Here is a 23178-nt window from a genome sequence, read left to right on the forward strand (position 1 = left end):
ATAATTCCTGCGAAACGTTCGCTCGTGAACAAACTACGAGTGAACCGCTGTGAGCGCTGCAATCTTGAAACCCGAAGAAGAAGACCAGCTCTTCCGTCTACTGCGCGAATTGGATCGCGCGGAAGATGCATCGCAACGCGCGATGGCAACGGCCATCGGGGTGTCTTTGGGTCGGCTCAACACGCTTTTGCGCACCGCGACGGACGCGGGATTTGTAAAAATCTCGGATCGTGACAGTGCCGACAAGCGTCAGCGCTACGCTTACTCAATCACAACCAAAGGTGCAGCCGAAAAAAACCGCCTCACCGACCGTTTTCTCACCCGAAAATTTGCTGAGTACGACGCACTTCATGCCGAGCTCACAGGAACCACCAGCGGGTTTGTCCCGCTCAAACACAGGACCTCTCTTATGGAAAACAACCTTGCCCCCATCCCTGAGCTGTATGTCAGCTATGACAGTGCACAAAAGCTGAAAGTCGAAGCGGCTGATCTGGTCAGCCACGACCTGACGCCGCGCCAGATCTGCGATCTTGAACTGCTGATGAACGGCGGGTTCAACCCGCTCAAAGGGTTCTTGGGTGAAGACGACTATAACGGTGTTGTCGAAAACATGCGCCTTGCAGACGGATCGCTTTGGCCGATGCCGATCACGCTGGATGTGTCCGAAGACTTCGCCGCGTCGCTGGAAATCGGGCAAGACATCGCCCTGCGCGACCAAGAAGGTGTGATCCTTGCGACGATGACTGTGACCGATCGCTACACACCGAATAAATCGCGTGAGGCTGAAAAGGTCTTTGGTGCCGATGACAGCGCCCACCCTGCAGTGAACTACCTGCACAACACGGCTGGCAAAATCTATCTGGGCGGCCCTGTGACAGGCATCCAGCAACCGGTTCACTATGATTTCAAAGCCCGCCGCGACACGCCGAACGAATTGCGCGCGTACTTCCGCAAGTTGGGCTGGCGCAAAGTTGTGGCGTTCCAAACCCGCAACCCGCTGCACCGCGCCCACCAGGAACTGACGTTCCGCGCGGCCAAAGAAGCCCAAGCGAACCTGTTGATCCACCCTGTTGTTGGCCTGACAAAGCCCGGCGATATTGATCACTTCACACGCGTGCGTTGCTACGAGGCTGTGCTGGACCAATACCCGCAGTCGACCACAACCATGTCGCTGTTGAACCTGGCGATGCGTATGGCTGGCCCACGTGAGGCCGTATGGCACGGTCTGATCCGCAAAAACCACGGCTGCACCCATTTCATCGTTGGTCGTGACCACGCTGGCCCTGGATCGAACAGCCAAGGCGAGGACTTTTACGGCCCCTATGATGCGCAGGACCTGTTCCGCGAGCACCAAGAAGAAATGGGCATCGAAATGGTCGACTTTAAGCACATGGTTTATGTGCAAGACCGCGCCCAGTACGAGCCCGCCGATGAGATCGAAGACAAGGATGACGTCACGATCCTGAACATCTCAGGCACCGAATTGCGCCGTCGTTTGGCCGAAGGTTTGGAAATCCCCGAATGGTTCAGCTTCCCGACAGTTGTTGAAGAGCTGCGCCGCACGCGCCCGCCACGGGCCGAGCAAGGGTTCACCGTTTTCTTCACCGGCTTTTCTGGTTCGGGCAAATCGACCATCGCCAATGCGTTGATGGTGAAGTTGATGGAAATGGGCGGTCGTCCTGTGACGTTGCTTGACGGTGATATTGTTCGCAAAAACCTGTCATCCGAACTTGGCTTTAGCAAAGAACACCGTGACCTGAACATCCGCCGCATCGGCTATGTCGCGTCAGAGATTACCAAAAACGGTGGTATCGCCATTTGCGCGCCCATCGCGCCTTATGCCACAACCCGCCGTGCTGTGCGTGAAGACATCGAACAATTTGGTGCCTTCATCGAAGTCCACGTTGCAACGTCCATCGAGGAATGTGAACGCCGCGACCGCAAGGGGCTTTACAAGCTGGCACGCGAGGGCAAAATCAAGGAATTCACTGGGATTTCCGACCCCTACGATGTTCCCCAAAATGCCGAACTTGTTGTTGAGACAGAGAATGTCGATGTCGACAACTGTGCGCACCAGGTTCTGCTGAAGCTGGAAAGCATGGGGCTGATCAAAGGCTGATCAACGCTGTCGAGACATGAAAAAGTAAGGTGGATTTTGATCCACCTTACCTGCCGATCTAGATGATTTCGTCCTCGTCAAACAAGGGCGACGCTTCCAACTCTGCTGCTATGTCTTCGACCGTACTTTCTGCATCCCCGCGTTTGGGCAAGTCCGCCAAGTGGAACACGGCATCGCCTTCGTTAACCAAAGGCATCACAGCGCGACCGATTACGATGCCATCTGACGGGGCCACGATCTCGGCCTCGATCGCGCCGAACGGGTCGGCAACCGATGCCATGACATCGCCCGCCCCGACCACATCCCCATCTCCTTTAAACGTGCGCAACAACCCACCGGCGGGCGCGCGCAACCATTGACTGGACGCGCAGACCATCGGGGGGTTCTTAACTTTGGGAATTCCCTTTGAGGGTAACATGCCCGCCTGATGCAACACGCGCAGGATGCCCGTCACACCTGCACGCACGGCCATTTCATCAAACCTAAGCCCCTCGCCTGCTTCGTATAACAACACATCTACGCCGCGGGCTTCGGCCTCGGCCCGCAGGGACCCCTCGCGCAAAGCAGAGCGCAAGATAACAGGCGCGCCAAAGACACGAGCCATCGAAAGTGTGTTCGGATTGGATGGGCTGACGCGGCATTGCGGCAGGTTCGTGCGGTGCACGGCGGCCGAATGAAGATCGATGCCAAAACTACACGGGCTGACCACATCGTCGAGAAAGATTTGCGCCAACCTAGACGCCAAAGAGCCGCGTGATGACCCAGGGAAAGAGCGGTTCAAATCCCTGCGATCGGGCAAATAGCGCGAGCGATTCAAAAAGCCGAAAGCGTTGACCACAGGGACAACCAGCAAAGTCCCCCGCACCGATTTTATGTCCAATACGTTCAGCAACCGCCGGACAATCTCAACGCCGACAACCTCATCGCCGTGAACAGCCGCGCTGACAAATGCGGTTGGTCCCGATCGCTTGCCGTGCAGCACCTGCACACGCAACCCAACTGGCGTGTGATCGGCCAGCACGCTGACAGGCAATTCGACGGTGGCTTGGGATCCCGCTGTGACAGAAACTCCTGCCAATTCAAAAGGGGGACGCATGGGCATAGTGGCGACTTTCACAATTCATTTTGCGCACCTGAACAGAAAAAAGCCCGCTGTCGCAAGCGGGCTTTTATGAAAGCAGGACGCGCAACCGATCAGTGAACCGTCACAGGCTCCATATCGTTTTGGCGCGCCAGCACGAATGCCAGCTTTCGGTCAGCCACCAATGCAAGCTGTTCGCCATCCGAATTGTGGACCGCAAAAAGCTGATCCACATCGCCCGCTTGGGCGCGGACGTCTTCGGGCAATTCAGCCAAACCAACGGGTTTTACGTAAACAGTTTTTTCGGTCATATCCTCAAAAGAACGCATGGCCATGTCTTATCCTTTCTTGATCTGAATTGTTTGAACAACGGTGTCGGGAACACTGCGTTTCAGGTCGACATGCAGCAGACCGTTTTCGATCAATGCCTCCCCCACTTCGACGCCATCGGCCAGAACAAAGCTTTTCTGGAACTGCCGCGCCGCGATGCCGCGGTGCAAAAACACACGCCCCTCGCTGTCATCGGACTGCCTGCCACGAATGACCATCTGGCTGTCTTCAACCGTGATAGACAGATCACCCTCGCCAAAGCCTGCAACCGCCAATGTGATGCGATAGGAAGTGTCTGAGGTCTGTTCGATATTGTAAGGGGGGTAGCCTTCGTTGCCTGTTTTGGCCGAACGTTCAACCAGCCGTTCCAGCTGCTCAAACCCCAAAAGATAAGGATGGGTCCCCAAGGTCAGTTTTGTCATCTTCAACGTCCTTGTTATAAAGCGACGAAATAAGCGGGGGCCCGAACGGCACCCCCAATCCTTTCAAATATGGGCAAGCCAGCCTCGCCTTGCAAGGTCTGGCATAAGTTTTCCTAGCCGAAACGGTCAAGAATCGCTATGCTAAGGCTCTGCTATTTAAGAGGAAATCCAGCATGAACGCGCAGTTCGAGATGCAAAACGAAGAGGTCTTGCGGATCAAGCTTGATGTCTTGCGGCAAGAACATCGTGATCTGGATACAGCAATCGAGGCCCTGTCAGAGGGTGCGTTTGACAGGCTGACCTTGCAACGCCTGAAAAAACAAAAGCTTCATCTGAAAGATAAGATTGCGGTCCTTGAGGACCGTCTGACCCCAGACATCATTGCGTGACATATCGCGCCTGCTATAAGGGCGCTTCACGACAAAAAGGGGACCGTGATGTCCGTAACAGTTGGGATCATTATGGGCAGCCAAAGCGATTGGCCAACCATGCGCGAGGCGGCCGGTATTCTGGACGAACTTGGCGTACCTTATGAGACACGGATCGTTTCCGCCCACCGCACCCCTGATCGATTGTGGGATTACGGCAAAACCGCCGCGGCACGTGGTTTGAAAGTTATTATCGCAGGCGCCGGTGGTGCCGCGCATTTGCCCGGGATGATGGCGTCGAAAACCCGTGTGCCCGTTGTGGGTGTGCCTGTGCAGACCAAGGCGCTTTCAGGTGTCGACAGTCTTTATTCCATCGTTCAGATGCCAAAGGGCTTTCCGGTTGCAACGATGGCCATTGGTGCGGCGGGTGCGGCAAATGCCGGCCTGATGGCTGCTGGTATCCTGGCGACGTCGGATGCCGCGCTTGCAGACCGCCTTGATGCGTGGCGTGCGGCACTTGCCGCCTCCATCCCCGAGGCCCCTGTCGATGACTGATCCCTTGCCAACTGGAGCGACCATCGGGATTTTGGGCGGTGGTCAACTGGGCCGTATGTTGTCGGTTGCCGCCTCTCGGCTCGGGCTTAAATGCCATATCTTTGAGCCATCCGAAAATCCGCCTGCGGGTGACGTGGCACATGCAGTGACCACCGCCAGCTATGAAGATGCTGAGGCATTGCGCGAATTTGCGGCACATGTGGATGTGATCACCTATGAGTTTGAGAATATCCCGACCGCTGCATTGGACCTTCTGGAAAGCCTCAAGCCCATTCGCCCAAATCGGCGTGCCCTTGCAACGTCGCAAGACCGCCTGACCGAAAAAGACTTTCTGGGCAGTCTGGGGCTTACCCCCGCACCTTATGCGGATATCACGGATCTTGCATCGCTGGAGGCGGCCCTGAGCGATTTCGGGCGCCCCGCGATTTTGAAAACCCGCCGCTTTGGATATGATGGAAAGGGTCAGGTGCGCATCAACGCCGACACGGATGCCGCAGACGCCTTGGCGCAAATGCAAGCTGCGCCTGCTGTGTTGGAAGGGTTTGTCGATTTCACAGCAGAGATCAGCATCATCGGCGCGCGCAGCGCGGGTGGCCAGGTGGTGTGTTACGATCCGGGGATGAACGTGCACAAGGACGGTATCTTACATACTACCACCGTCCCTGCCCCGATCCCCGCGTCGCTCAAAACAGATGCCGTTTTGTTGGCAGGACGCATTCTGACGTCACTGGACTACATCGGGGTTATGGGCGTCGAGCTTTTCGTCACCAAGGACGGTTTGATCGTGAACGAGATTGCGCCGCGTGTGCACAACTCGGGACACTGGACCCAAAACGGCTGCACTATTTGCCAGTTTGAGCAACACATCCGCGCCGTAGCGGGTTGGCCCCTTGGTGACGGGTCGCGCCACTCGGACGTGCGGATGGAAAATCTGATAGGTGCAGATATGGACCGCGTGCCAGAGCTGGCGGCGACAGGTGCGGCGCTTCATCTTTATGGGAAAGCCGAGGTGAAAGCAGGCCGCAAGATGGGCCATGTCAATCACCTGATCTAACGTCGTATTTGGCTTAGCCCGATACCCGCCAGCACAAGACACCCTGCAGCGACATTGGCCCATGTCGGCGCTTCGGACAAAAACAGCAGCCCACCCACGGCTGCAATAACGGGGACGGACAGCTGTGCGACCCCTGCTGTTGTCGTATCAATCTGGGGCAGGACCGCATACCAAAGGGCATACCCCAAACCAGAAGCAAGCGCCCCCGACGCGACCGCCAGAAGCATCACATGTGGCGGCATATCGGCGATCCAGAAAAGAAACGGGGCAAGCGCTATTGCGGCCAGTCCGAAATTGACCGCAGAGGCGCGTAAAGGTGTCGAGGATTTTTGACCAATAAGGGTGTGCCCCGCCCACCCCAATCCACCCGTGACCATGAGGGCCACACCCATAAGGTCCAGCCTGACCGTCTGTGTGGGCCACACCAGCCAGATCAATCCTGCAAACGCCACGATCATGCCCGCCCACCGCATGGTCGGCACCGCATCGCCGCGCCACAGCACCGAGCCGAACAGCGCCAGTTGCACCGTGCCAAACAAAATGATGGCGCCGATCCCTGCGTCGAGCGTCAGGTTGGCCCATGAGAACCCGACGAGGTAGATAAACAGGGTCGTCGCACCCCAGTATCCGCTTGGCCGAAAGGTCTCAGGCCAGCCGTCGCGCCAAAGAACCAAAGCGCACAGCGTTGCCGCACCAGCCGCAACCCGCAGGGCGGCAAACGTCATTGGATCCCCGCCTGCGACAACACCGGCACGCGTTAACAAAGTGTTGGATGCAAACAGCACCATCACCAGACAAATGGACAAAAACAGGCGCATATCAGGATTTCCACATGTTTTGGGTGCTTACAAAGTAAGGTGGATCTTAATCCACCTTACGCAAAAAAAAGGGCGCCACACAAATGTGACGCCCTTCCGATTTGTTCCTTCGCAAAGCGAACGGAGTGGCTTACATCATGCCGCCCATGCCGCCCATGTCGGGCATGCCGCCACCTGCTGGTGCGCCATCTTTGGCTGGCTTGTCAGCAACCATCGCTTCGGTTGTGATCAGCAAAGCTGCAACCGATGCGGCGTCTTGCAATGCAGTGCGGCAGACTTTGGCAGGGTCGATCACACCGAATTTGAACATGTCGCCATATTCTTCGGTCTGAGCGTTGAAGCCGAACGATTTGTCATCGCTCTCGCGGATTTTGCCCGCAACCACAGCACCGTCAACACCGGCGTTTTCAGCAATCTGACGCAGTGGCGCTTCGATGGCTTTGCGCACGATTGTGATACCAACGTCCTGGTCGCTGTTTTCACCCGACAGACCGTCGAGCGATTTTGCAGCTTGCACCAGTGCAACGCCACCACCCACAACGATACCTTCTTGAACAGCGGCACGTGTTGCGTTCAGCGCGTCATCAACGCGGTCTTTGCGCTCTTTCACTTCGACTTCCGACATACCGCCAACGCGGATCACAGCAACACCGCCTGCCAGTTTGGCAACGCGCTCTTGCAGCTTTTCTTTGTCGTAATCCGAAGTTGTTTCTTCGATCTGCTGACGGATTTGCGAAACGCGTGCTTCGATTTCGGCTTTTTCGCCAGCACCGTCCACGATTGTTGTCTCGTCTTTGGTGATCGCGATGCGCTTGGCTGTGCCGAGCATATCCATTGTCACCGACTCCAGCTTCATGCCGAGGTCTTCCGAGATCACTTGGCCGCCTGTCAGGATCGCAATGTCTTGCAGCATGGCTTTGCGGCGGTCGCCGAAACCAGGTGCTTTGACAGCTGCGATTTTCAGACCGCCGCGCAGTTTGTTTACAACCAAGGTGGCCAGCGCTTCGCCTTCCACGTCTTCGGCGATGATCAGAAGGGGCTTGCCCGACTGGATGACCGTTTCAAGCAGCGGAACCATTGGCTGAAGCGAAGACAATTTCTTTTCGTGCAGAAGAACAAGGCAGTCTTCCAGCTCGGTTGTCATCTTGTCCGGGTTTGTCACAAAATATGGCGACAGGTAGCCGCGATCAAATTGCATGCCTTCGACAACATCGGTTTCTGTTTCCAGACCTTTGTTTTCTTCGACAGTGATCACGCCTTCGTTGCCAACTTTTTGCATCGCATCTGCGATCTGGCGACCGATTTCCGCTTCGCCGTTGGCCGAGATTGTGCCAACTTGTGCAACTTCATCGCTGTCCGAAACGGGACGCGCAGCCGCTTTGATGGCTTCGACAACTTTGGTTGTCGCCATGTCGATGCCGCGCTTGAGGTCCATCGGGTTCATGCCAGCCGCAACCGATTTCATGCCTTCGCGCACGATGGCCTGGGCCAGAACAGTCGCGGTTGTTGTGCCGTCGCCTGCTTCGTCGTTGGTGCGCGATGCCACTTCTTTGACCATCTGCGCGCCCATGTTTTCAAACTTGTCTTCAAGCTCGATCTCTTTGGCAACCGATACACCGTCTTTGGTGATGCGCGGTGCGCCGAAGGATTTATCCAGAACCACGTTGCGGCCTTTTGGACCAAGCGTGACCTTCACAGCGTTTGCCAGCGTGTTCACGCCTTTCAGCATACGGTCGCGGGCGTCGGTGTCGAATTTGACGTCTTTAGCAGCCATTTTCAGATGCTCCTATAATCTTGAGAATTTCAGTGAGGGGGGTGCGACTTAGGACAGGATGCCCAGAATGTCGCTTTCTTTCATGATCAGCAGCTCTTTGCCGTCAACGGTGACTTCTGTGCCCGACCATTTGCCGAACAGGATCTTGTCACCTTCTTTGACGGCCATTGGGATCAATTCGCCGCTGTCCTTGCGTGCGCCTTCGCCAGCCGCAACGATCATGCCTTCCGCAGGCTTCTCTTTTGCGGACTCGGGGATGATCAGTCCACCAGCTGTTTTTTCTTCGCTCTCTACACGTTCGACCAGCACACGGTCATGAAGCGGTTTCAATGCCATCCTTGTAGCTCCCTTGGCTCAAAGTTTCAGTTTTATCACTCACAGGTAGCGAGTGCTAACGGCGCATAGTTAGGAAAGCCTTCGGGGGCTGTCAACATGTCGCAACACTAAAAATTTTTCTATAAATCAAAGCTCTCGGGTGACCCGATACGGGGGCGCTTGGAATCACGCACGGCACGGCGCGGGACGGACTTGGGCGCAGACAATCCACGCATGTTTGATGCGATCATCCGCCAAACGGGAAACAATACAGGCCAATTAGCCCCTGATTTCAGAGGTTTGGCGGCGAATCGTTGCATTTGGCCACATTTACGCCGCACCATTGTCACAATTGCTAATTTCGGATCTGGTTAAGGAGTGTCCAAATGCGCGTAACTACTGCCCTTCTTCTTTCGGCCTCGTTCTTTTTGAGTGCGTGTGGCGGTGCCTTCATTGGCGACACATCGCAAAACGATGCTTTTCAACTGCAAATCCCGCAGTCAACTGTTGACCTGCTTTACGGTCCTGGTGCGACCGCTGATCAATCGCCAAGCCTTCTGGACTGATCCAGACGGCGAAGTGGTGGGGCAGCGGCGCGCAAGCGGCCCGCTGATACGGAGACAGGCGCGCCTATTCGGGCAGCGCCTGTTTTCCTTTCTCGGTGAGCGCATAAATGCCTGTGCCAACCCGCTCAAACCAACCGTAGTGATTGGCTGCCATCATCTGCGTGGCCTTTGATACGCCGGTCGCGTCCCTGACGTGTGCGCCTTTGCTGGCCCCGTTTTGGGCAAGACAGGCTGCGATTTTCAGGCAATCCTGACGATAAGCGGTCACCAAACCCTTGCGGGTGGCACCACCAGCACTGGGATCTCCTTCACGTTTGGCAAATTCCTTGAGCAGCAAGGCTTTGCGCCTTTCGTTTTTGCGGGGTGCATAAGGCACAGGGTCACAATGGACCTGAACCAAGCCATCGCTGAGCCGGACTGTCAAAATGCCAAGCCCAAGCCGCCTTGCAAGCGTTACGTTCGCTTTTAACCCCGTTTGCCAGCGCCGCCCTGCCCCGCGCGGCACCGCGACATAGACCAGATCGGTCACAGCCAAACGCGCGACCCCTTGATGAAAAAGAGACAGCGAAAACCCTGTTTTCAACTCAACAATCAAGGGCGCTTCATCCCCGCGAATGGCCAGAACATCCACAGCGCCAATTTCACCTTTTACAGCGTAGCCTTGTCCTTCCAAAAAGGCCTTAATGGGTCCGTAAAGGTCGGTCTCGACAGGTTTATCGGGGGGCGATGACATGCCGCGCATCCTACGCCGTCACGCCCCCGTGACAAGCGCAGATCGCGCGCATATAAGGCGGCAAAACGAACACTTCCGCGAAAGGCGCGCCCCATGACAACGCTTATTTTTGGTCACAAATCCCCCGATACAGATAGCACCGGATCGCCGTTGATCTGGGAATGGTTCATCAACCATCAAGGTGGCGATGCCAAAGCAGTCCTGTTGGGCGAGCCCAACACAGAAGCCGCGTTTGTGCTGGAAAAATGGAACCTGACGAAACCTGACATCATCGCCGATGTCGAAGAGGGCCAAGACTGCATCATCGTTGATACGAACAACCCTGCAGAGCTGCCAGACGCGATTAACGCTGCAAATGTCACAGCCATCATCGACCACCACAAATTGGTCGGCGGGCTTGAAACTGCCGGCCCGATTGACATCACCATCCGTCCGCTTGCGTGCACAGCGACGATCATGCACGATCTGATGGGCGAGCACGTAGACCACATGCCCGACACGATCAAAGGGGCGATGTTGTCGTGTATTTTGTCCGACACGCTGGCTTTCCGCTCGCCCACAACAACCGATACCGACAAGCAGCTGGCACAAAAACTGGCCGGCGAATTGAACCTGAACATCGACAGCTATGCCGATGAAATGTTTGCCGCGAAATCTGATGTTTCGGCCTTTTCGGATGCTGAATTGTTGCGTATGGATTCAAAAGAATACGCCGTGGGCGATACGAAATTCCGCGTCTCCGTTCTTGAAACCACGGCCCCTGCGATTGTGCTGGACCGCAAAGCATCCCTGATGGACACCATGACAACCGTGGCGGCTGAGGACGGGGTAGACCAGGTTCTTTTGTTTGTCGTCGATATCTTGAGCGAAGAAGCAACCATGTTGATTCCGAACGAACTGACCAAATCGGTGGCCGAAAAGTCCTTCGACGCGACGGTATCCGGGGACACGGTCGTGTTGCCAGGCGTTATGAGCCGCAAAAAGCAGATTATTCCAAATCTGAAGGTCTGATCCTTTCTCAATGGGTAGGTGGCATGATTGCCACCTACCCTTGGGGATTTTGCATCCCCAAATCCCTGCAGGATATTTCCAAACAAAAGAAGCATGGGTCTTATCCATTGCTTTACCCGTTGGGATACCTGTAGCCATGCGTTGAGTTTATCAGCGAAAGGCGCGTTTTATGACCAAGATCATCACTGCACTGTCCGAGGTATCTGACCGTTATGATGCATTGTTTTGTGATCTTTGGGGATGCGTTCACAATGGGATTGCGCCCTTCAAGGACGCAGTGAACGCGCTGCTTGCCTTCAAAGAAACGGGCGGAACGGTCATTTTGGTGACCAATGCCCCCCGTCCACGCGCCAGTGTTGCAACGCAGCTTGAACGCATGGGGCTTCCGCGTGCGTGTTATGATGACATTGCGACCTCTGGCGACAGTGCGCGCACGGCAATGTTCCAAGGTGCGGTGGGTCAGAAGGTCTGGTTCATAGGCGAAGATCACGATCAAAGTTTTTTCAAACCCCTTCAGATCATCGATGACCCGCTAGAGATTACACAGGTTTCGCTGGATGACGCGGAAGGGATTGTGTGCTGCGGTCCATTTGACCCCCATGCTGATCCATCAGACATGCGGCCTGAGTTTCTGGCCGCCAAACAGCGCGGTCTGAAATTACTGTGTGCAAACCCCGATATTGTGGTGGACCGTGGCGAAAGCCGGGAATGGTGTGCGGGCGCATTGGCGGCGCTATACACAGAGATGGGTGGCGACAGCCTTTATTTCGGAAAGCCGCATCCGCCGATTTATGATCTGGCCCGCCGTAGGCTTGCTGCGATCCGTCCAGACACCCCAGATAGCCGGATTTTGGCAGTGGGTGATGGAATCGGGACGGACGTCAAAGGGGCGATGGGCGAAGATATCGACAGCCTGTTCATCACCGGGGGCCTTGCAGCGGCTGAGACCAAAACGTCGCACCAACCCGATGCAGATGCTTTAAGTGCTTATTTGCAAAGGGAAATGTCTAATCCGAGCTATGCAATAGGCTTTTTCCGATAGGTCAGATTCTACTTGCTTTCTGCACCCGCAAAGTAATAATATTGCGCTAAGGACACAAAAGACGCGTATTTATTACCAAGTGGAACAAGACATGCTCGACAATATGCCCCGCGGCACAATCTGTATCGAAGACATCGAAATCGGCATGTCGCGCAGTTTGCGCAAAGTCATCACGGATCGTGACATCGAATTGTTTGCTGAAGTGTCGACAGACCACAACCCCGTTCATCTTGATGATGACTATGCCAATGACACCATCTTTGAGGGCCGCATCGCCCACGGAATGTTGACAGCGGGCCTTATCAGCGCGGTCATAGGCGAGCAGCTGCCCGGTCATGGCACCGTGTATCTTGGTCAGAGCCTGAAATTTTTGGCCCCTGTTCGCCCAGGTGATATGGTTAACGCAGTTGTCACCGTAACAGACATGGATATGGCCAAGCGCCGTGTAACGATGGACACCCACTGCGAGATTGATGGCAAGAAAGTCCTTAAGGGCGAAGCGATCGTCATGGCGCCGTCGCGCAAGTTCGACTAACGCTTGCACCGCTGCCCACGGGGCGCTACCTCGGGTGCTATGCGCATCATCAGAGATACAAAATTTATTGCCCCTGAAGATCGCGGCGCAGTCGCGGCGATTGGCAATTTTGACGGCGTGCATTTGGGGCATCAAGCGGTCATTGATCTTACGCGCAAGACGGCACAAACCTTGAATTTGCCCCTTGGGATCATGACGTTTGAGCCGCACCCGCGTCAGTTTTTTGCGGCTGAGGCCCCGCCCTTTCGATTGATGAACGCCGACGCCAAAGCAAATCGATTGGAAAAACTCGGGGTTGAGCGCCTGTATGAAGTGCCATTCAACGAAGCCCTTTCGTCTCTTAGCGCGCGCGCATTTGCGCAAGATATCATCGCTGACGCGCTTGGGCTTAAGCATGTGATCGTGGGGGCTGATTTTTGCTTTGGGAAAGGGCGGACCGGCACAGCCGAAGATTTGAAATCCTTTGGTGAAGAAATGGGCTTTGGTGTTACGATCGCACCGATGGTTGCGCTGGATGCCGGTGAGGTCAGCAGCACAAACATCAGACAAGCGCTTGCAGATGGCCGCCCGCGCGATGCCGCCGCAATGCTTGGGCACTGGCACCGAATTGAGGGCGAGGTGATCCGCGGTGATCAACGCGGCCGCGATTTGGGTTATCCGACGGCGAATATGTCCATCGACGGGCTGCACCCGCCCAAGTTGGGCGTATATGCTGTGAAGGTCGACGTATTGAGCGGGCAGTTCGCAGGCACCTACGACGGGGCCGCCAGCATTGGCGTGCGTCCTATGTTTGGCCAAAACAAAGCAAACTGCGAGACATTCATTTTTGATTTTTCGGGTGACCTATACGGTGCCGAGCTTTCGGTTGCCCTTGTCGCGTTTTTGCGTCCCGAGCTAAAGTTCGATGGGCTCGAGGCGTTGATCGATCAGATGGGCCACGATTGCGACCAAGCCCGCGGGATCCTGGCTGATGTCTAAATTCTGGGAAAAACCGCTGACGTCTTTGACCCGCGACCAGTGGGAAGCACTATGTGATGGTTGCGGCAAGTGCTGCCTGAACAAGCTGGAAGATGAAGACACGGGCCGCGTGGCGCTCACACGCGTGGCATGCCGATTGCTGGATGGAGAGACCTGTCGTTGCGGGCAATATGACATCCGCCATCAGTTTGTCCCCGAATGCATCGTGCTGACGCCACAGACGATTGAAGAGCATATGTACTGGCTACCTCAAACCTGCGCCTACCGTTTGCGCCATGAGGGTAAACCGCTTTTCGATTGGCATCCGCTTATCTCTGGCACGGCACAATCTGTTCACGACGCAGGCGTGTCGGTGCAAGGGTGGACCGTCCCCGAAAACGAAGTGCCTGATGACGAATGGGAAGACCACATAATCGAAGGATAAACCGATGTTCTTTGCCAGCGACAATACCAGCGGTGCGCATCCAAAGGTGATGGAGGCTGTCATGCGTGCCAATGCGGGATACGCCATGCCTTATGGCAGCGATCCAATCATGGATAATGTCCGCGACATGATCCGCGCCCGTTTTGAAGCACCAGATGCGGCTGTGTATCTGGTTGCCACTGGCTCTGCTGCAAACGCGCTATCGCTGGCGTGTCTTTGCCCACCCTGGGCCACCATTTTTGCCCATCGTAACGCCCATATTGAAGAGGATGAATGTGGGGCGCCCGAATTTTTTACAGGCGGTGCCAAGATCACCCTGTTGGACGGTGACCATGCACGCATGACACCTGATGGTTTGCGGCAGGCGATTTCTCACACGGGGCGCGCAGGGGTTCACAACGTGCAACGGGGTGCGCTCAGCATCACAAACGCAACCGAAGCAGGCGCCGTCTATAGCCCCACGCAGGTCAGCGAACTTGCCGCTGTCGCCCATGCGTTTGACCTTCCCGTGCATATGGACGGTGCGCGTTTCGCAAATGCGCTGGTCTCGACCAATGCCACCCCTGCCGAGATGACATGGCGCGCAGGCGTGGATGTGTTGTCCTTTGGTGGCACCAAAAATGGCTGCATGGGCGTTGAAGCCGTGGTGATCTTTGATCCCGAAAAGCACAACCCATGGGAATTTGAACTGCGCCGCAAACGGGGTGGGCACCTTTTTTCAAAACACCGATTTCTTAGCGCGCAAATGGAAGCCTATCTGACAGATGATCTTTGGCTGGATCTGGCACGACACGCCAATGCCATGGCCACGCGACTGTCACAGGGCATTTTGGAAATTGAAGGGGCGTCGTTGATGCATCCGACAATGGGCAATCAGGTTTTCGCCCGCTGGCCGCGTGCGGGACACCGACGGGCGACAAAGGCCGGTGCGGCCTACTATTTTTGGCCATTTGATCAGTCCCTGGATGGGGATGATGCTGAAATGCTCAGTGCGCGTCTGGTGCCAAGCTGGTCCACCTCAAAAGCCGATGTGGACGCGTTTCTAGACCTCATCGGTTAGCGCCTTCGTAACCTCGGTCGCATGGGTGATTGGCACCATATGTCCTGCCCCTTGGATCGTGACGCGCTTGGCGTGCGGGAACTGACGGGTTAATCCATCCAGAATTGATGGAATGATGGGGTGGCTGTGGCTGCCTGCAATAAGATCAACAGGGGCATCAATTTTTGACAGGCCACCGTCCAATAGACCGTGGCTGTCTTGCATAATTGACGCGCTGGCCATGGGGATAAGATGGATGCGCTGCGCCATATAGTCTTGCTGAGACTGCGGAATTTTATCCCACGGCAAAGCCCCCCAAAGCCCGTTGAAGAAGGCGGCCGCGCCGCGCAAATCGTCCTGTGCCATCATTCTGGCAAATGGCTGCATCTGCTGTTCATGCGCCTCTTGCTCCTCTGGACTGGCGGCGGCGAAAAACACAGGCTCAATCAGCGACAAACGCGAGACCAGATGAGGTTGCTGCGCAGCCAGTCGCAAAACCACCGTCGCCCCGAAGGAATGACCAATCAAATGGGTTGGACCGTCACAGAAAGTCGCCGCAATCGCGGCTGTCTGACCCTGATAGTCATCCCCGACATAGCCGGCCGAGCGTCCATGGCCGGGCATGTCGAATGCACAGCTTCTATATGCATCCCCAAGCGCAGTGATGACGCCACCCCAAGCCCCCGAATGGGCCAGAGAACAGTGGATCAACACAGCACGCTTGGGGCCTGCGCCGGCATCTTTCCAATAGGTATGATGCCCTGCACGCAGGCCCGTGGGCATTTAGATGCGGCCTTCCAGATGGGCTTGCAGGTCATCAAGCCGATCATGGCCCCAGAACCGTTCGTCCTGATCGGTGATGTAAAACGGCGCGCCAAACGCACCGCGATTTACGGCTTCTTCCAGATTGGCTGCGTATGTCTCAGCACCTTCCAGCAAACCGCTGTCGGCCAGGCCCGCGTCAAACCCGTTGGCCTCTAGAATATCGCGCACCACGGCATCATCGGCCACATCACGATCCTCTGCCCAGACCGCACGTGTATACGCGTGCACCAGCGCACCAACGTCCCCCTGACCCGATGCTTGGGCAGCGATGATCGCATAGGATGACGGCGCGGGGTTTGTTGGCCAATGCGCGGGTTTCATATTGATCGGCAGGCCTGCCAAAGCAGCGCGGCGGCGCAACTCTTGCAAGCGATATTCCTGACGATTTGGATGGCGGTCTTTTGGTGGCACGCCGCCCGTGCGACCGAACAGCGCCATAATGTCCAAGGGTTTGTAGGTGATTGTGACGTCATGTTCTTTGCACATCTGCTCAAGGCGGGTGCCCGCCAGATAGGTGAATGGCGAAAGTGTAGCAAAGAAGTAATCAATATGTGCCATTTGGGCGCTCCGTTGAGGGATATTCTAGGCGCGACGGTAGCGGCGTGCTAGGGGAAGTCAACGCTACGAATCTGTTACACTGCTCTGCTACAGGACCCTGCCCCATGCCTTCTATCATCGAACCCAAACTGATTTCAGGTAACGCCAATCTGCCCTTGGCAAATGCCGTTGCACGTCGCATGTCGATGCACCGTGGGATGAATGTCGATTTGGTCGATGCACGGGTCGAGCGCTTTAACGATGGCGAGATTTTCGTCGAGGTTTTTGAAAATGTACGCGGCGAAGATATGTTTATCCTTCAGTCGACGTCGCGGCCCGCAAACGACAATTTGATGGAGCTGTGCATCATCTCGGATGCGCTGCGTCGTTCATCAGCACAACGCATCACCGCCGTCATCCCGTATTTCGGTTACGCCCGTCAGGACCGCCGCACCAAAGCACGCACGCCGATCAGCGCAAAGCTGGTGGCCAACATGCTTGTCGAAGCGGGGATCGAACGGATTTTGACGATGGATCTGCACGCTGCACAAATCCAAGGGTTTTTCGATATTCCCGTCGACAACCTCTATGCAAGCCCTGTCTTTGCGCTGGACGTGAAATCACAGTTCGGGGATTTGTCGGATGTGATGGTGGTGTCCCCTGATGTGGGTGGTGTGGCACGCGCGCGCGAGCTGGCGACACGGATCAATGCGCCTATGGCCATCGTCGACAAACGCCGCGAGAAACCAGGCGAAATCGCCGAGATGACAGTGATCGGTGATGTGACGGGCAAGCGCGTTATCATTGTCGACGATATGTGTGACACGGCTGGAACCCTCTGCAAAGCTGCCGAAGTGCTTTTGGAACATGGCGCAACAGAGGTCCACGCCTATATCACCCACGGTGTGATGAGTGGCCCTGCCGTCGAACGCGTCAGCAATTCGGTCATGAAATCACTGGTCATCACAGACAGCATCGAGCCAACAGAAGCTGTCAAAAATTGTCCGCAGATCCGTATCGTGCCAACCGCACCCATGTTTGCCCAAGCGATCCTGAATATCTGGAATGGCACCTCCGTGTCGTCCTTGTTTGAGACGAACACTCTGGGGCCGATCTACGAAGGGCTATACGCCGCGGAATAGCGGGTTAGTAAAGCTCCCAGTCATCAGCCTCTTTCAAGGTGCCGATCGCCATCCAGCCGACACGAACACGCGCAACCCGTGTGTCACCCCAAGTCTGGAACAGGATATCGAAACCTGTTTCGTCAATATCCTCAGCGCGCACGTCCATACGGTTGTTCGTACCTTTATCAACGTCCCACATTGATAAATGTGTCATAACATTCGGAGCGTCTCGAAATGCCTCGTTGAACACAACACGGCGACGCACAATGCGGTCCCCTGTCCCCGTCCACATCTCGCCACCGACCTGGAAGTCAGAGAACAAGACGGTTTCGCCCTGCTGGATCCCAATGGAGTGACTGTCGAGACGTTTCATGGACCTGCCTGTTTAGTTTGATAGGCGCGTTAAACCGCAACTATGTCAACACTATGAAAAACAAAAAGGCCCCGCGGATGAACGCAGGGCCTTTTCTGATAACTTTGAATTACAGGTTTGGCTGTTTTGCCGACAAGCCGATTTCATCACCCATAGCAACCATGTCAGCCATCAATTTGACAGCTGCATCCATGGCGTCGGGGCTGGCCTTCGACTTGGCTTCTGCAGCACTGGCAACCATCGCATCAATATCATCTTGCGTGACATCTTCGCGTGCGATTGCCTGCTCAGCCAACACAGATGTTCCCGCACTGGAAATCTCTGCAAAGCCGCCTGTGACGACATACTCTTTCGTGCCGTCCGGACCGATTGTCCGCAGAATGCCCGGGCGAAGCGATGTGATCGTGGGGGCATGATCGGCCATAGCCGTCATGTCCCCATCCGCGCCTGGGATCTGCACCTCGGTCACGCTGAACGAAGCAAGGCTGCGCTCAGGTGAAACAAGGTCAAATTGCATCGTGTCTGCCATGATTTAGGCCGCCTCTGCTGCCATTTTCTCGGCTTTGGCTTTCACCTCATCGATGCCGCCAACCATATAGAAGGCGCCTTCTGGCAGGTGATCATATTCGCCAGCCACAACCGCTTTGAACGATGCGATTGTGTCTTCCAGCGCAACCTGAACACCCGGCGAGCCTGTAAAGACTTCGGCCACGTCAAACGGTTGTGACAAGAAGCGCTCGATCTTGCGGGCACGTGCAACGGTCAGTTTGTCGTCTTCCGACAATTCGTCCATGCCAAGGATGGCGATGATGTCTTGCAGCGACTTGTAGCGCTGAAGGATCTGCTGAACGTCTGAGGCAACCGCATAGTGCTCTTCCCCGATGACGGCAGGGTCAAGCAGGCGCGATGTGGAATCGAGCGGGTCAACCGCAGGGTAGATACCCTTTTCCGAAATCGCACGGTTAAGAACCGTTGTCGCATCCAAGTGCGCAAACGATGTGGCCGGTGCAGGGTCAGTAAGGTCATCCGCAGGCACGTAAATCGCCTGAACCGATGTAATCGAACCCGATTTTGTCGATGTAATACGTTCTTGCATCGCACCCATGTCGGTGGCCAGCGTTGGCTGGTAGCCCACCGCCGAAGGAATACGGCCGAGCAGAGCCGAAACCTCGGAGCCCGCTTGGGTAAAGCGGAAGATGTTATCAACGAAGAACAGAACGTCCGTACCCGATTGGTCGCGGAACTGTTCGGCCATTGTCAGACCAGACAGCGCGACACGCATACGCGCACCGGGAGGCTCGTTCATCTGGCCGTAAACCAGGGCCACTTTCGACTTCGTCAGATCATCAGCATTGATAACGCCAGATTCGATGAATTCGTAGTAGAGGTCGTTACCTTCACGGGTACGCTCGCCAACCCCGGCAAACACCGAATAGCCCGAGTGCACTTTGGCGATGTTGTTGATCAGCTCTTGAATAAGAACTGTCTTACCAACACCCGCACCACCGAACAGACCAATTTTACCGCCTTTGGCATAAGGTGCCAGAAGGTCGATAACTTTGATGCCCGTAACCAGAACTTCCGACGCGGTCGACTGTTCTTCGAACGCTGGCGCATCGCCGTGGATCGAGCGTGTTTCAGTTGCTTTGATCGGGCCCTTTTCGTCGATTGGGTCGCCAACGACGTTCATAATACGACCCAGTGTTTGATCACCCACTGGTACCGAAATGGATGTGCCTTGGTCGGTCACTTCCTGACCGCGGACCAGACCTTCGGTGGCGTCCATCGCAATGGCGCGCACTGTGTTTTCACCAAGGTGCTGTGCCACTTCCAGAACGAGTGTTTTACCGTTGTTGTCAGTTTCTAGCGCGTTGAGGATCGCGGGCAGAGCGTCCTCGAATTGCACGTCGACAACGGCGCCGATCACCTGCGTGATTTTGCCTTTTGCATTTGCCATCTGTGGTTTCTCCGGTTCTTAGAGCGCTTCCGCGCCCGAAATAATTTCAATCAGTTCGTTGGTGATCACAGCCTGACGCGAGCGGTTGAACTCGATTGTCAGCTTGTCGATCATCTCGCCTGCGTTGCGTGTCGCGTTATCCATTGCCGACATCCGCGCGCCTTGCTCGGATGCACCATTTTCAAGCAAAGCACTGAAGATTGCCGTGGCTACACCGCGCGGCAGAAGGTCAGCCAAAATGGCTTCTTCGGACGGCTCGTAATCATAAAGCGTTGCCGCTTCATCCGCATCGGTGCCTTCAGGCACCTGAAACGGAATGATCTGTTGAGCCGTCGGGATCTGCGTCACGACGTTTTGAAACTGGGCAAAGAAGATCGTTGCCACATCAAATTCGCCCGCATCAAAGCGCGACAGGACATCCTGTGCGATACCTTGTGCGTCACCGTAGCCCACGCGCTTCACTTCGGTCAGGTCAACATGCCCGATGAAGTGATCGCCCAGATCACGTTTGATTGCGTCACGGCCTTTTTTGCCGACCGTCAGGATTTTCACTGTCTTGCCTTGGGCAAGCAGGTCCTGCGCGTGCGATTTTGCCAGCTTTGCGATGTTGCCGTTAAAGCCGCCACACAGGCCGCGTTCGGCGGTCATGACCACCAAAAGCTGCACCTGATCGCTGCCTGTTCCCGACAAAAGCTTGGGCGCGCTGTCGCTGCCACCCACCGATGCCGCAAGCCCTGCCATAACAGCGTTGAAACGCTCTGTGTAGGGGCGCGAGGCCTCGGCTGCTTCTTGTGCCCGCCGCAATTTAGCGGCGGCCACCATCTGCATGGCCTTTGTGATCTTGCGGGTCGATTTGACCGACTCGATCCTGTTTTTAAGGTCCTTGAGACTTGGCATTGCCTAGCTCTCCTTAAGCGAAATCAGCGGCGTATGCGTCCAACGCAGCTTTGATCTTGTCAGCGGCTTCGCCTTTGATCTTGGGATCTTCTTTCGTGATGAAGTCCAACAGATCGGCGTGGTTGCTGCGCAAGTGTGTCAGAAGGCCAGCCTCGTAACGCTGCACATCTTTCACGTCGACTTTGTCCAGATAACCGTTGGTGCCTGCAAAGATCACACATACGATCTCGGCATTTGTCAGCGGCGAATACTGTGGCTGCTTCATCAGCTCAGTCAAACGCGCACCACGGTTTAGCAATTGCTGTGTTGCGGCATCCAGATCGGAACCGAACTGCGCAAAGGCCGCCATTTCACGGTATTGCGCCAGTTCCAGTTTAACCGGGCCAGCAACCGACTTCATCGCATTTGTCTGCGCCGAAGAGCCCACACGCGACACCGAAAGACCTGTATTCACAGCAGGGCGGATACCTTGGAAGAACAATTCTGTTTCCAAGAAGATCTGACCGTCTGTGATCGAAATCACGTTTGTCGGAATAAACGCCGAAACGTCACCACCTTGGGTCTCAATAATCGGCAGAGCCGTCAGCGAGCCCGAGCCATTGTCTTCGTTCAGTTTGCACGAACGCTCCAACAGACGCGAGTGAAGATAGAAAACGTCACCAGGATAGGCTTCACGTCCTGGTGGACGGCGAAGCAACAGCGACATCTGACGATAGGACACAGCCTGTTTGGACAAATCATCATAGATGATCAGCGCGTGCTTGCCGTTGTCGCGGAAGTATTCCGCCATGGCTGTCGCGGCATAAGGTGCAAGGAACTGCATAGGTGCAGGCTCGGATGCTGTCGAAGCAACCACGATCGAGTAGTCAATCGCACCAGTTTCTTCCAGCTTTTTCACCAGCTGCGCAACTGTCGAGCGCTTTTGACCAACCGCAACATAGACGCAATACAGCTTCTCGCTGTCGTCTTTTGCAGCGTCATTATAGACTTTTTGGTTCAGGATAGCGTCAAGTGCCACCGCTGTTTTACCTGTCTGACGGTCACCAATGATCAATTCGCGCTGGCCACGGCCAACCGGGATCATCGCGTCAACCGACTTGAGGCCCGTTGCCATCGGCTCGTGCACCGATTTACGCGGGATAATGCCAGGCGCTTTCACGTCAGCAACACGACGCTCGGTCGACTTGATTGGGCCTTTGCCGTCCAATGGGTTGCCAAGCGCGTCAACAACGCGACCAAGCAGGGCTTCACCTGCAGGCACGTCCACGATCGACTTGGTGCGCTTAACCGTGTCACCTTCTTTAATGTCGCGGTCGGTCCCGAAGATAACAACACCAACGTTGTCGCTTTCGAGGTTCAGGGCCATGCCCATGATCCCACCAGGGAATTCGACCATCTCACCCGCCTGAACATTGTCCAGACCGTAGATGCGCGCAATACCGTCACCAACCGACAGTACGCGGCCAACTTCGGCGACTTCAGCTTCCTGACCAAAATTCTTGATCTGGTCCTTCAGGATCGCAGAAATTTCTGCTGCTTGGATACCCATTTATCCGACCTCTTTCATGGTGTTTTGGAGTGCATTGAGTTTGGATTTGACCGACGTGTCGATCATCTTCGAACCCACTTTAACGACAAGACCGCCGATGAGGCTTTCATCAACGGTCGTATTCAGGGTGACGGTTTTGCCAACGCTGGCTTTCAGCGTTTTGGCCAGTTTGTCCGACTGTGCTTTGGTCAGGGCCTTGGCCGAAACGACCTCGGCTGTGACCTCGCCTTTGTCCTCAGCGATAATGTCACGCAGTCGCGCAACCAACTGAGGCACAACAAACAAGCGACGCTTGGCAGCCATGAGGCCCAATGTGTTTGTCATTGTTGGCGAGAGTTTCATTTTCTTGGCAAGCGCCGCCATCGCAGCGCCTTGTTCTTCGCGGCTATAAAGCGGGGATGTCAGCAGGGCGGTGAAATCCGCGCTTGTGTCCAATGCTTCGGACAATGCTGCAACGTCGCCTTCAAGCGCTTTGATTTTTTTTGCGTCTTTCGCAATATCGAATACGGCCGTCGCATAGCGATCAGCAATACCCATGGAGATCGAAGCTGGTTCTGACACGTCCACCCTTCCGATGTCTTTGGCCGCAAGATGATGTGGCTCCCCACAGATCAAATCGCAGCAGAGGTTTGGGCTTGATTTACATCAAACCGCGAAATCACGGGGGAGATAGCAGAGGTCTGTTACCCCCGCAACCTCCCAAGGTCTCCAAATGCAAATTGAAAAACACTTGTTAATCATAAGGTTAGCCA

At 55.5% G+C, this 23178-nt stretch carries 27 protein-coding genes; 12 read left to right on the forward strand and 15 right to left on the reverse strand.

What is annotated here, in order from left to right; translation table 11 throughout:
• Positions 1–49: 49 nt before the first annotated feature.
• On the forward strand, positions 50–2119 hold the full coding sequence (locus L1065_RS04950) for a bifunctional sulfate adenylyltransferase/adenylylsulfate kinase (protein ID WP_237094323.1): 2070 nt from the start codon (positions 50–52) through the stop codon (positions 2117–2119).
• Positions 2120–2177: 58 nt separating this feature from the next.
• Here the strand turns inward: L1065_RS04950 and L1065_RS04955 are convergent, their stop codons facing one another.
• From L1065_RS04955 to L1065_RS04965, 3 genes are all read right to left on the reverse strand, one after another.
• A complete protein-coding gene (locus L1065_RS04955) occupies positions 2178–3221 on the reverse strand; it encodes a succinylglutamate desuccinylase/aspartoacylase family protein (RefSeq protein WP_237094324.1) in 1044 nt (347 codons plus the stop codon).
• Between the two features lie 92 nt (positions 3222–3313).
• On the reverse strand, positions 3314–3535 hold the full coding sequence (locus tag L1065_RS04960; RefSeq protein ID WP_370641136.1) for a DUF1150 family protein: 222 nt from the start codon (positions 3533–3535) through the stop codon (positions 3314–3316).
• A gap of 3 nt (positions 3536–3538) precedes the next feature.
• Entirely contained in the window at positions 3539–3952 is a 414-nt protein-coding gene (locus tag L1065_RS04965; RefSeq protein ID WP_237094325.1) for an Hsp20 family protein, read from the reverse strand.
• A gap of 173 nt (positions 3953–4125) precedes the next feature.
• Between L1065_RS04965 and L1065_RS04970 the strand changes: the two genes are divergently transcribed.
• The 3 genes from L1065_RS04970 to L1065_RS04980 are packed head-to-tail and all read left to right on the forward strand — an operon-like array spanning position 4126 to position 5929.
• Positions 4126–4341 carry a YdcH family protein gene (locus L1065_RS04970; RefSeq protein ID WP_237094326.1) on the forward strand — a complete coding sequence of 72 codons (216 nt, stop codon included), beginning with the start codon at positions 4126–4128 and terminating at the stop codon, positions 4339–4341.
• A gap of 48 nt (positions 4342–4389) precedes the next feature.
• Positions 4390–4875: a 5-(carboxyamino)imidazole ribonucleotide mutase gene (purE, locus tag L1065_RS04975; RefSeq protein WP_237094327.1), complete on the forward strand. Its 486-nt coding sequence runs from the start codon at positions 4390–4392 to the stop codon at positions 4873–4875.
• Entirely contained in the window at positions 4868–5929 is a 1062-nt protein-coding gene (locus L1065_RS04980) for a 5-(carboxyamino)imidazole ribonucleotide synthase (protein WP_237094328.1), read from the forward strand. The genes purE and L1065_RS04980 overlap by 8 nt, the downstream gene beginning before the upstream one ends.
• Here L1065_RS04980 and L1065_RS04985 read toward each other — a convergent pair.
• From L1065_RS04985 to groES, 3 genes are all read right to left on the reverse strand, one after another.
• Positions 5926–6747: a DMT family transporter gene (locus tag L1065_RS04985; protein ID WP_237094329.1), complete on the reverse strand. Its 822-nt coding sequence runs from the start codon at positions 6745–6747 to the stop codon at positions 5926–5928. The genes L1065_RS04980 and L1065_RS04985 overlap by 4 nt on opposite strands.
• A gap of 130 nt (positions 6748–6877) precedes the next feature.
• Complete coding sequence (groL, locus tag L1065_RS04990) at positions 6878–8521, reverse strand: chaperonin GroEL (RefSeq protein WP_237094330.1); 1644 nt, start codon at positions 8519–8521, stop codon at positions 6878–6880.
• 48 nt (positions 8522–8569) lie between these two features.
• Positions 8570–8857, reverse strand: a complete 288-nt coding sequence (groES, locus tag L1065_RS04995) for a co-chaperone GroES (protein WP_237094331.1) — start codon at positions 8855–8857, stop codon at positions 8570–8572.
• Between the two features lie 365 nt (positions 8858–9222).
• Between groES and L1065_RS05000 the strand changes: the two genes are divergently transcribed.
• Entirely contained in the window at positions 9223–9402 is a 180-nt protein-coding gene (locus L1065_RS05000; protein WP_237094332.1) for a hypothetical protein, read from the forward strand.
• A gap of 64 nt (positions 9403–9466) precedes the next feature.
• Here L1065_RS05000 and L1065_RS05005 read toward each other — a convergent pair whose 3' ends face one another.
• Positions 9467–10135, reverse strand: a complete 669-nt coding sequence (locus L1065_RS05005) for a DUF2161 domain-containing phosphodiesterase (RefSeq protein WP_237094333.1) — start codon at positions 10133–10135, stop codon at positions 9467–9469.
• 93 nt (positions 10136–10228) lie between these two features.
• Here L1065_RS05005 and L1065_RS05010 point away from each other — a divergent pair, with 93 nt between their 5' ends.
• The 6 genes from L1065_RS05010 (at position 10229) to L1065_RS05035 (ending at position 15185) form a co-directional block, all read left to right on the forward strand.
• On the forward strand, positions 10229–11146 hold the full coding sequence (locus L1065_RS05010) for a manganese-dependent inorganic pyrophosphatase (protein ID WP_237094334.1): 918 nt from the start codon (positions 10229–10231) through the stop codon (positions 11144–11146).
• Positions 11147–11315: 169 nt separating this feature from the next.
• Positions 11316–12188: a TIGR01459 family HAD-type hydrolase gene (locus L1065_RS05015; protein ID WP_237094335.1), complete on the forward strand. Its 873-nt coding sequence runs from the start codon at positions 11316–11318 to the stop codon at positions 12186–12188.
• Positions 12189–12279: 91 nt separating this feature from the next.
• A complete protein-coding gene (locus tag L1065_RS05020) occupies positions 12280–12723 on the forward strand; it encodes a MaoC family dehydratase (protein ID WP_237094336.1) in 444 nt (147 codons plus the stop codon).
• Positions 12724–12762: 39 nt separating this feature from the next.
• Entirely contained in the window at positions 12763–13701 is a 939-nt protein-coding gene (locus tag L1065_RS05025; protein ID WP_237094337.1) for a bifunctional riboflavin kinase/FAD synthetase, read from the forward strand.
• Positions 13694–14125: a YcgN family cysteine cluster protein gene (locus tag L1065_RS05030; protein ID WP_237094338.1), complete on the forward strand. Its 432-nt coding sequence runs from the start codon at positions 13694–13696 to the stop codon at positions 14123–14125. The genes L1065_RS05025 and L1065_RS05030 overlap by 8 nt, the downstream gene beginning before the upstream one ends.
• Before the next feature lie 4 nt (positions 14126–14129).
• Complete coding sequence (locus L1065_RS05035; protein WP_237094339.1) at positions 14130–15185, forward strand: low specificity L-threonine aldolase; 1056 nt, start codon at positions 14130–14132, stop codon at positions 15183–15185.
• On the opposite strand, the gene L1065_RS05040 is transcribed toward L1065_RS05035, so the two are convergent.
• On the reverse strand, positions 15168–15947 hold the full coding sequence (locus L1065_RS05040) for an alpha/beta fold hydrolase (protein WP_237094340.1): 780 nt from the start codon (positions 15945–15947) through the stop codon (positions 15168–15170). The two genes, L1065_RS05035 and L1065_RS05040, sit on opposite strands and share 18 nt — an antisense overlap.
• Positions 15948–16547, reverse strand: a complete 600-nt coding sequence (locus L1065_RS05045) for a 2-hydroxychromene-2-carboxylate isomerase (protein WP_237094341.1) — start codon at positions 16545–16547, stop codon at positions 15948–15950.
• A 104-nt stretch (positions 16548–16651) separates the two neighbouring features.
• On the opposite strand from L1065_RS05045, the gene L1065_RS05050 reads away from it, so the two are divergent.
• A complete protein-coding gene (locus tag L1065_RS05050; RefSeq protein ID WP_237094342.1) occupies positions 16652–17668 on the forward strand; it encodes a ribose-phosphate pyrophosphokinase in 1017 nt (338 codons plus the stop codon).
• A gap of 4 nt (positions 17669–17672) precedes the next feature.
• Here L1065_RS05050 and L1065_RS05055 read toward each other — a convergent pair whose 3' ends face one another.
• From L1065_RS05055 to L1065_RS05080, 6 genes are all read right to left on the reverse strand, one after another.
• On the reverse strand, positions 17673–18023 hold the full coding sequence (locus tag L1065_RS05055; protein WP_237094343.1) for an H-type lectin domain-containing protein: 351 nt from the start codon (positions 18021–18023) through the stop codon (positions 17673–17675).
• Between the two features lie 109 nt (positions 18024–18132).
• On the reverse strand, positions 18133–18552 hold the full coding sequence (locus L1065_RS05060; protein WP_237094344.1) for a F0F1 ATP synthase subunit epsilon: 420 nt from the start codon (positions 18550–18552) through the stop codon (positions 18133–18135).
• Between the two features lie 3 nt (positions 18553–18555).
• Positions 18556–19980, reverse strand: coding sequence for a F0F1 ATP synthase subunit beta (gene atpD / locus L1065_RS05065; RefSeq protein WP_237094345.1), 1425 nt, complete (start codon positions 19978–19980; stop codon positions 18556–18558).
• An 18-nt stretch (positions 19981–19998) separates the two neighbouring features.
• Complete coding sequence (locus L1065_RS05070; protein ID WP_237094346.1) at positions 19999–20877, reverse strand: F0F1 ATP synthase subunit gamma; 879 nt, start codon at positions 20875–20877, stop codon at positions 19999–20001.
• 13 nt (positions 20878–20890) lie between these two features.
• Complete coding sequence (atpA, locus tag L1065_RS05075; protein WP_237094347.1) at positions 20891–22426, reverse strand: F0F1 ATP synthase subunit alpha; 1536 nt, start codon at positions 22424–22426, stop codon at positions 20891–20893.
• On the reverse strand, positions 22427–22987 hold the full coding sequence (locus L1065_RS05080) for a F0F1 ATP synthase subunit delta (RefSeq protein WP_237094348.1): 561 nt from the start codon (positions 22985–22987) through the stop codon (positions 22427–22429).
• Between the last annotated feature and the right edge of the window lie 191 nt (positions 22988–23178).

This window comes from Nereida sp. MMG025, from assembly GCF_021654165.1.
GTDB lineage: Bacteria > Pseudomonadota > Alphaproteobacteria > Rhodobacterales > Rhodobacteraceae > Nereida.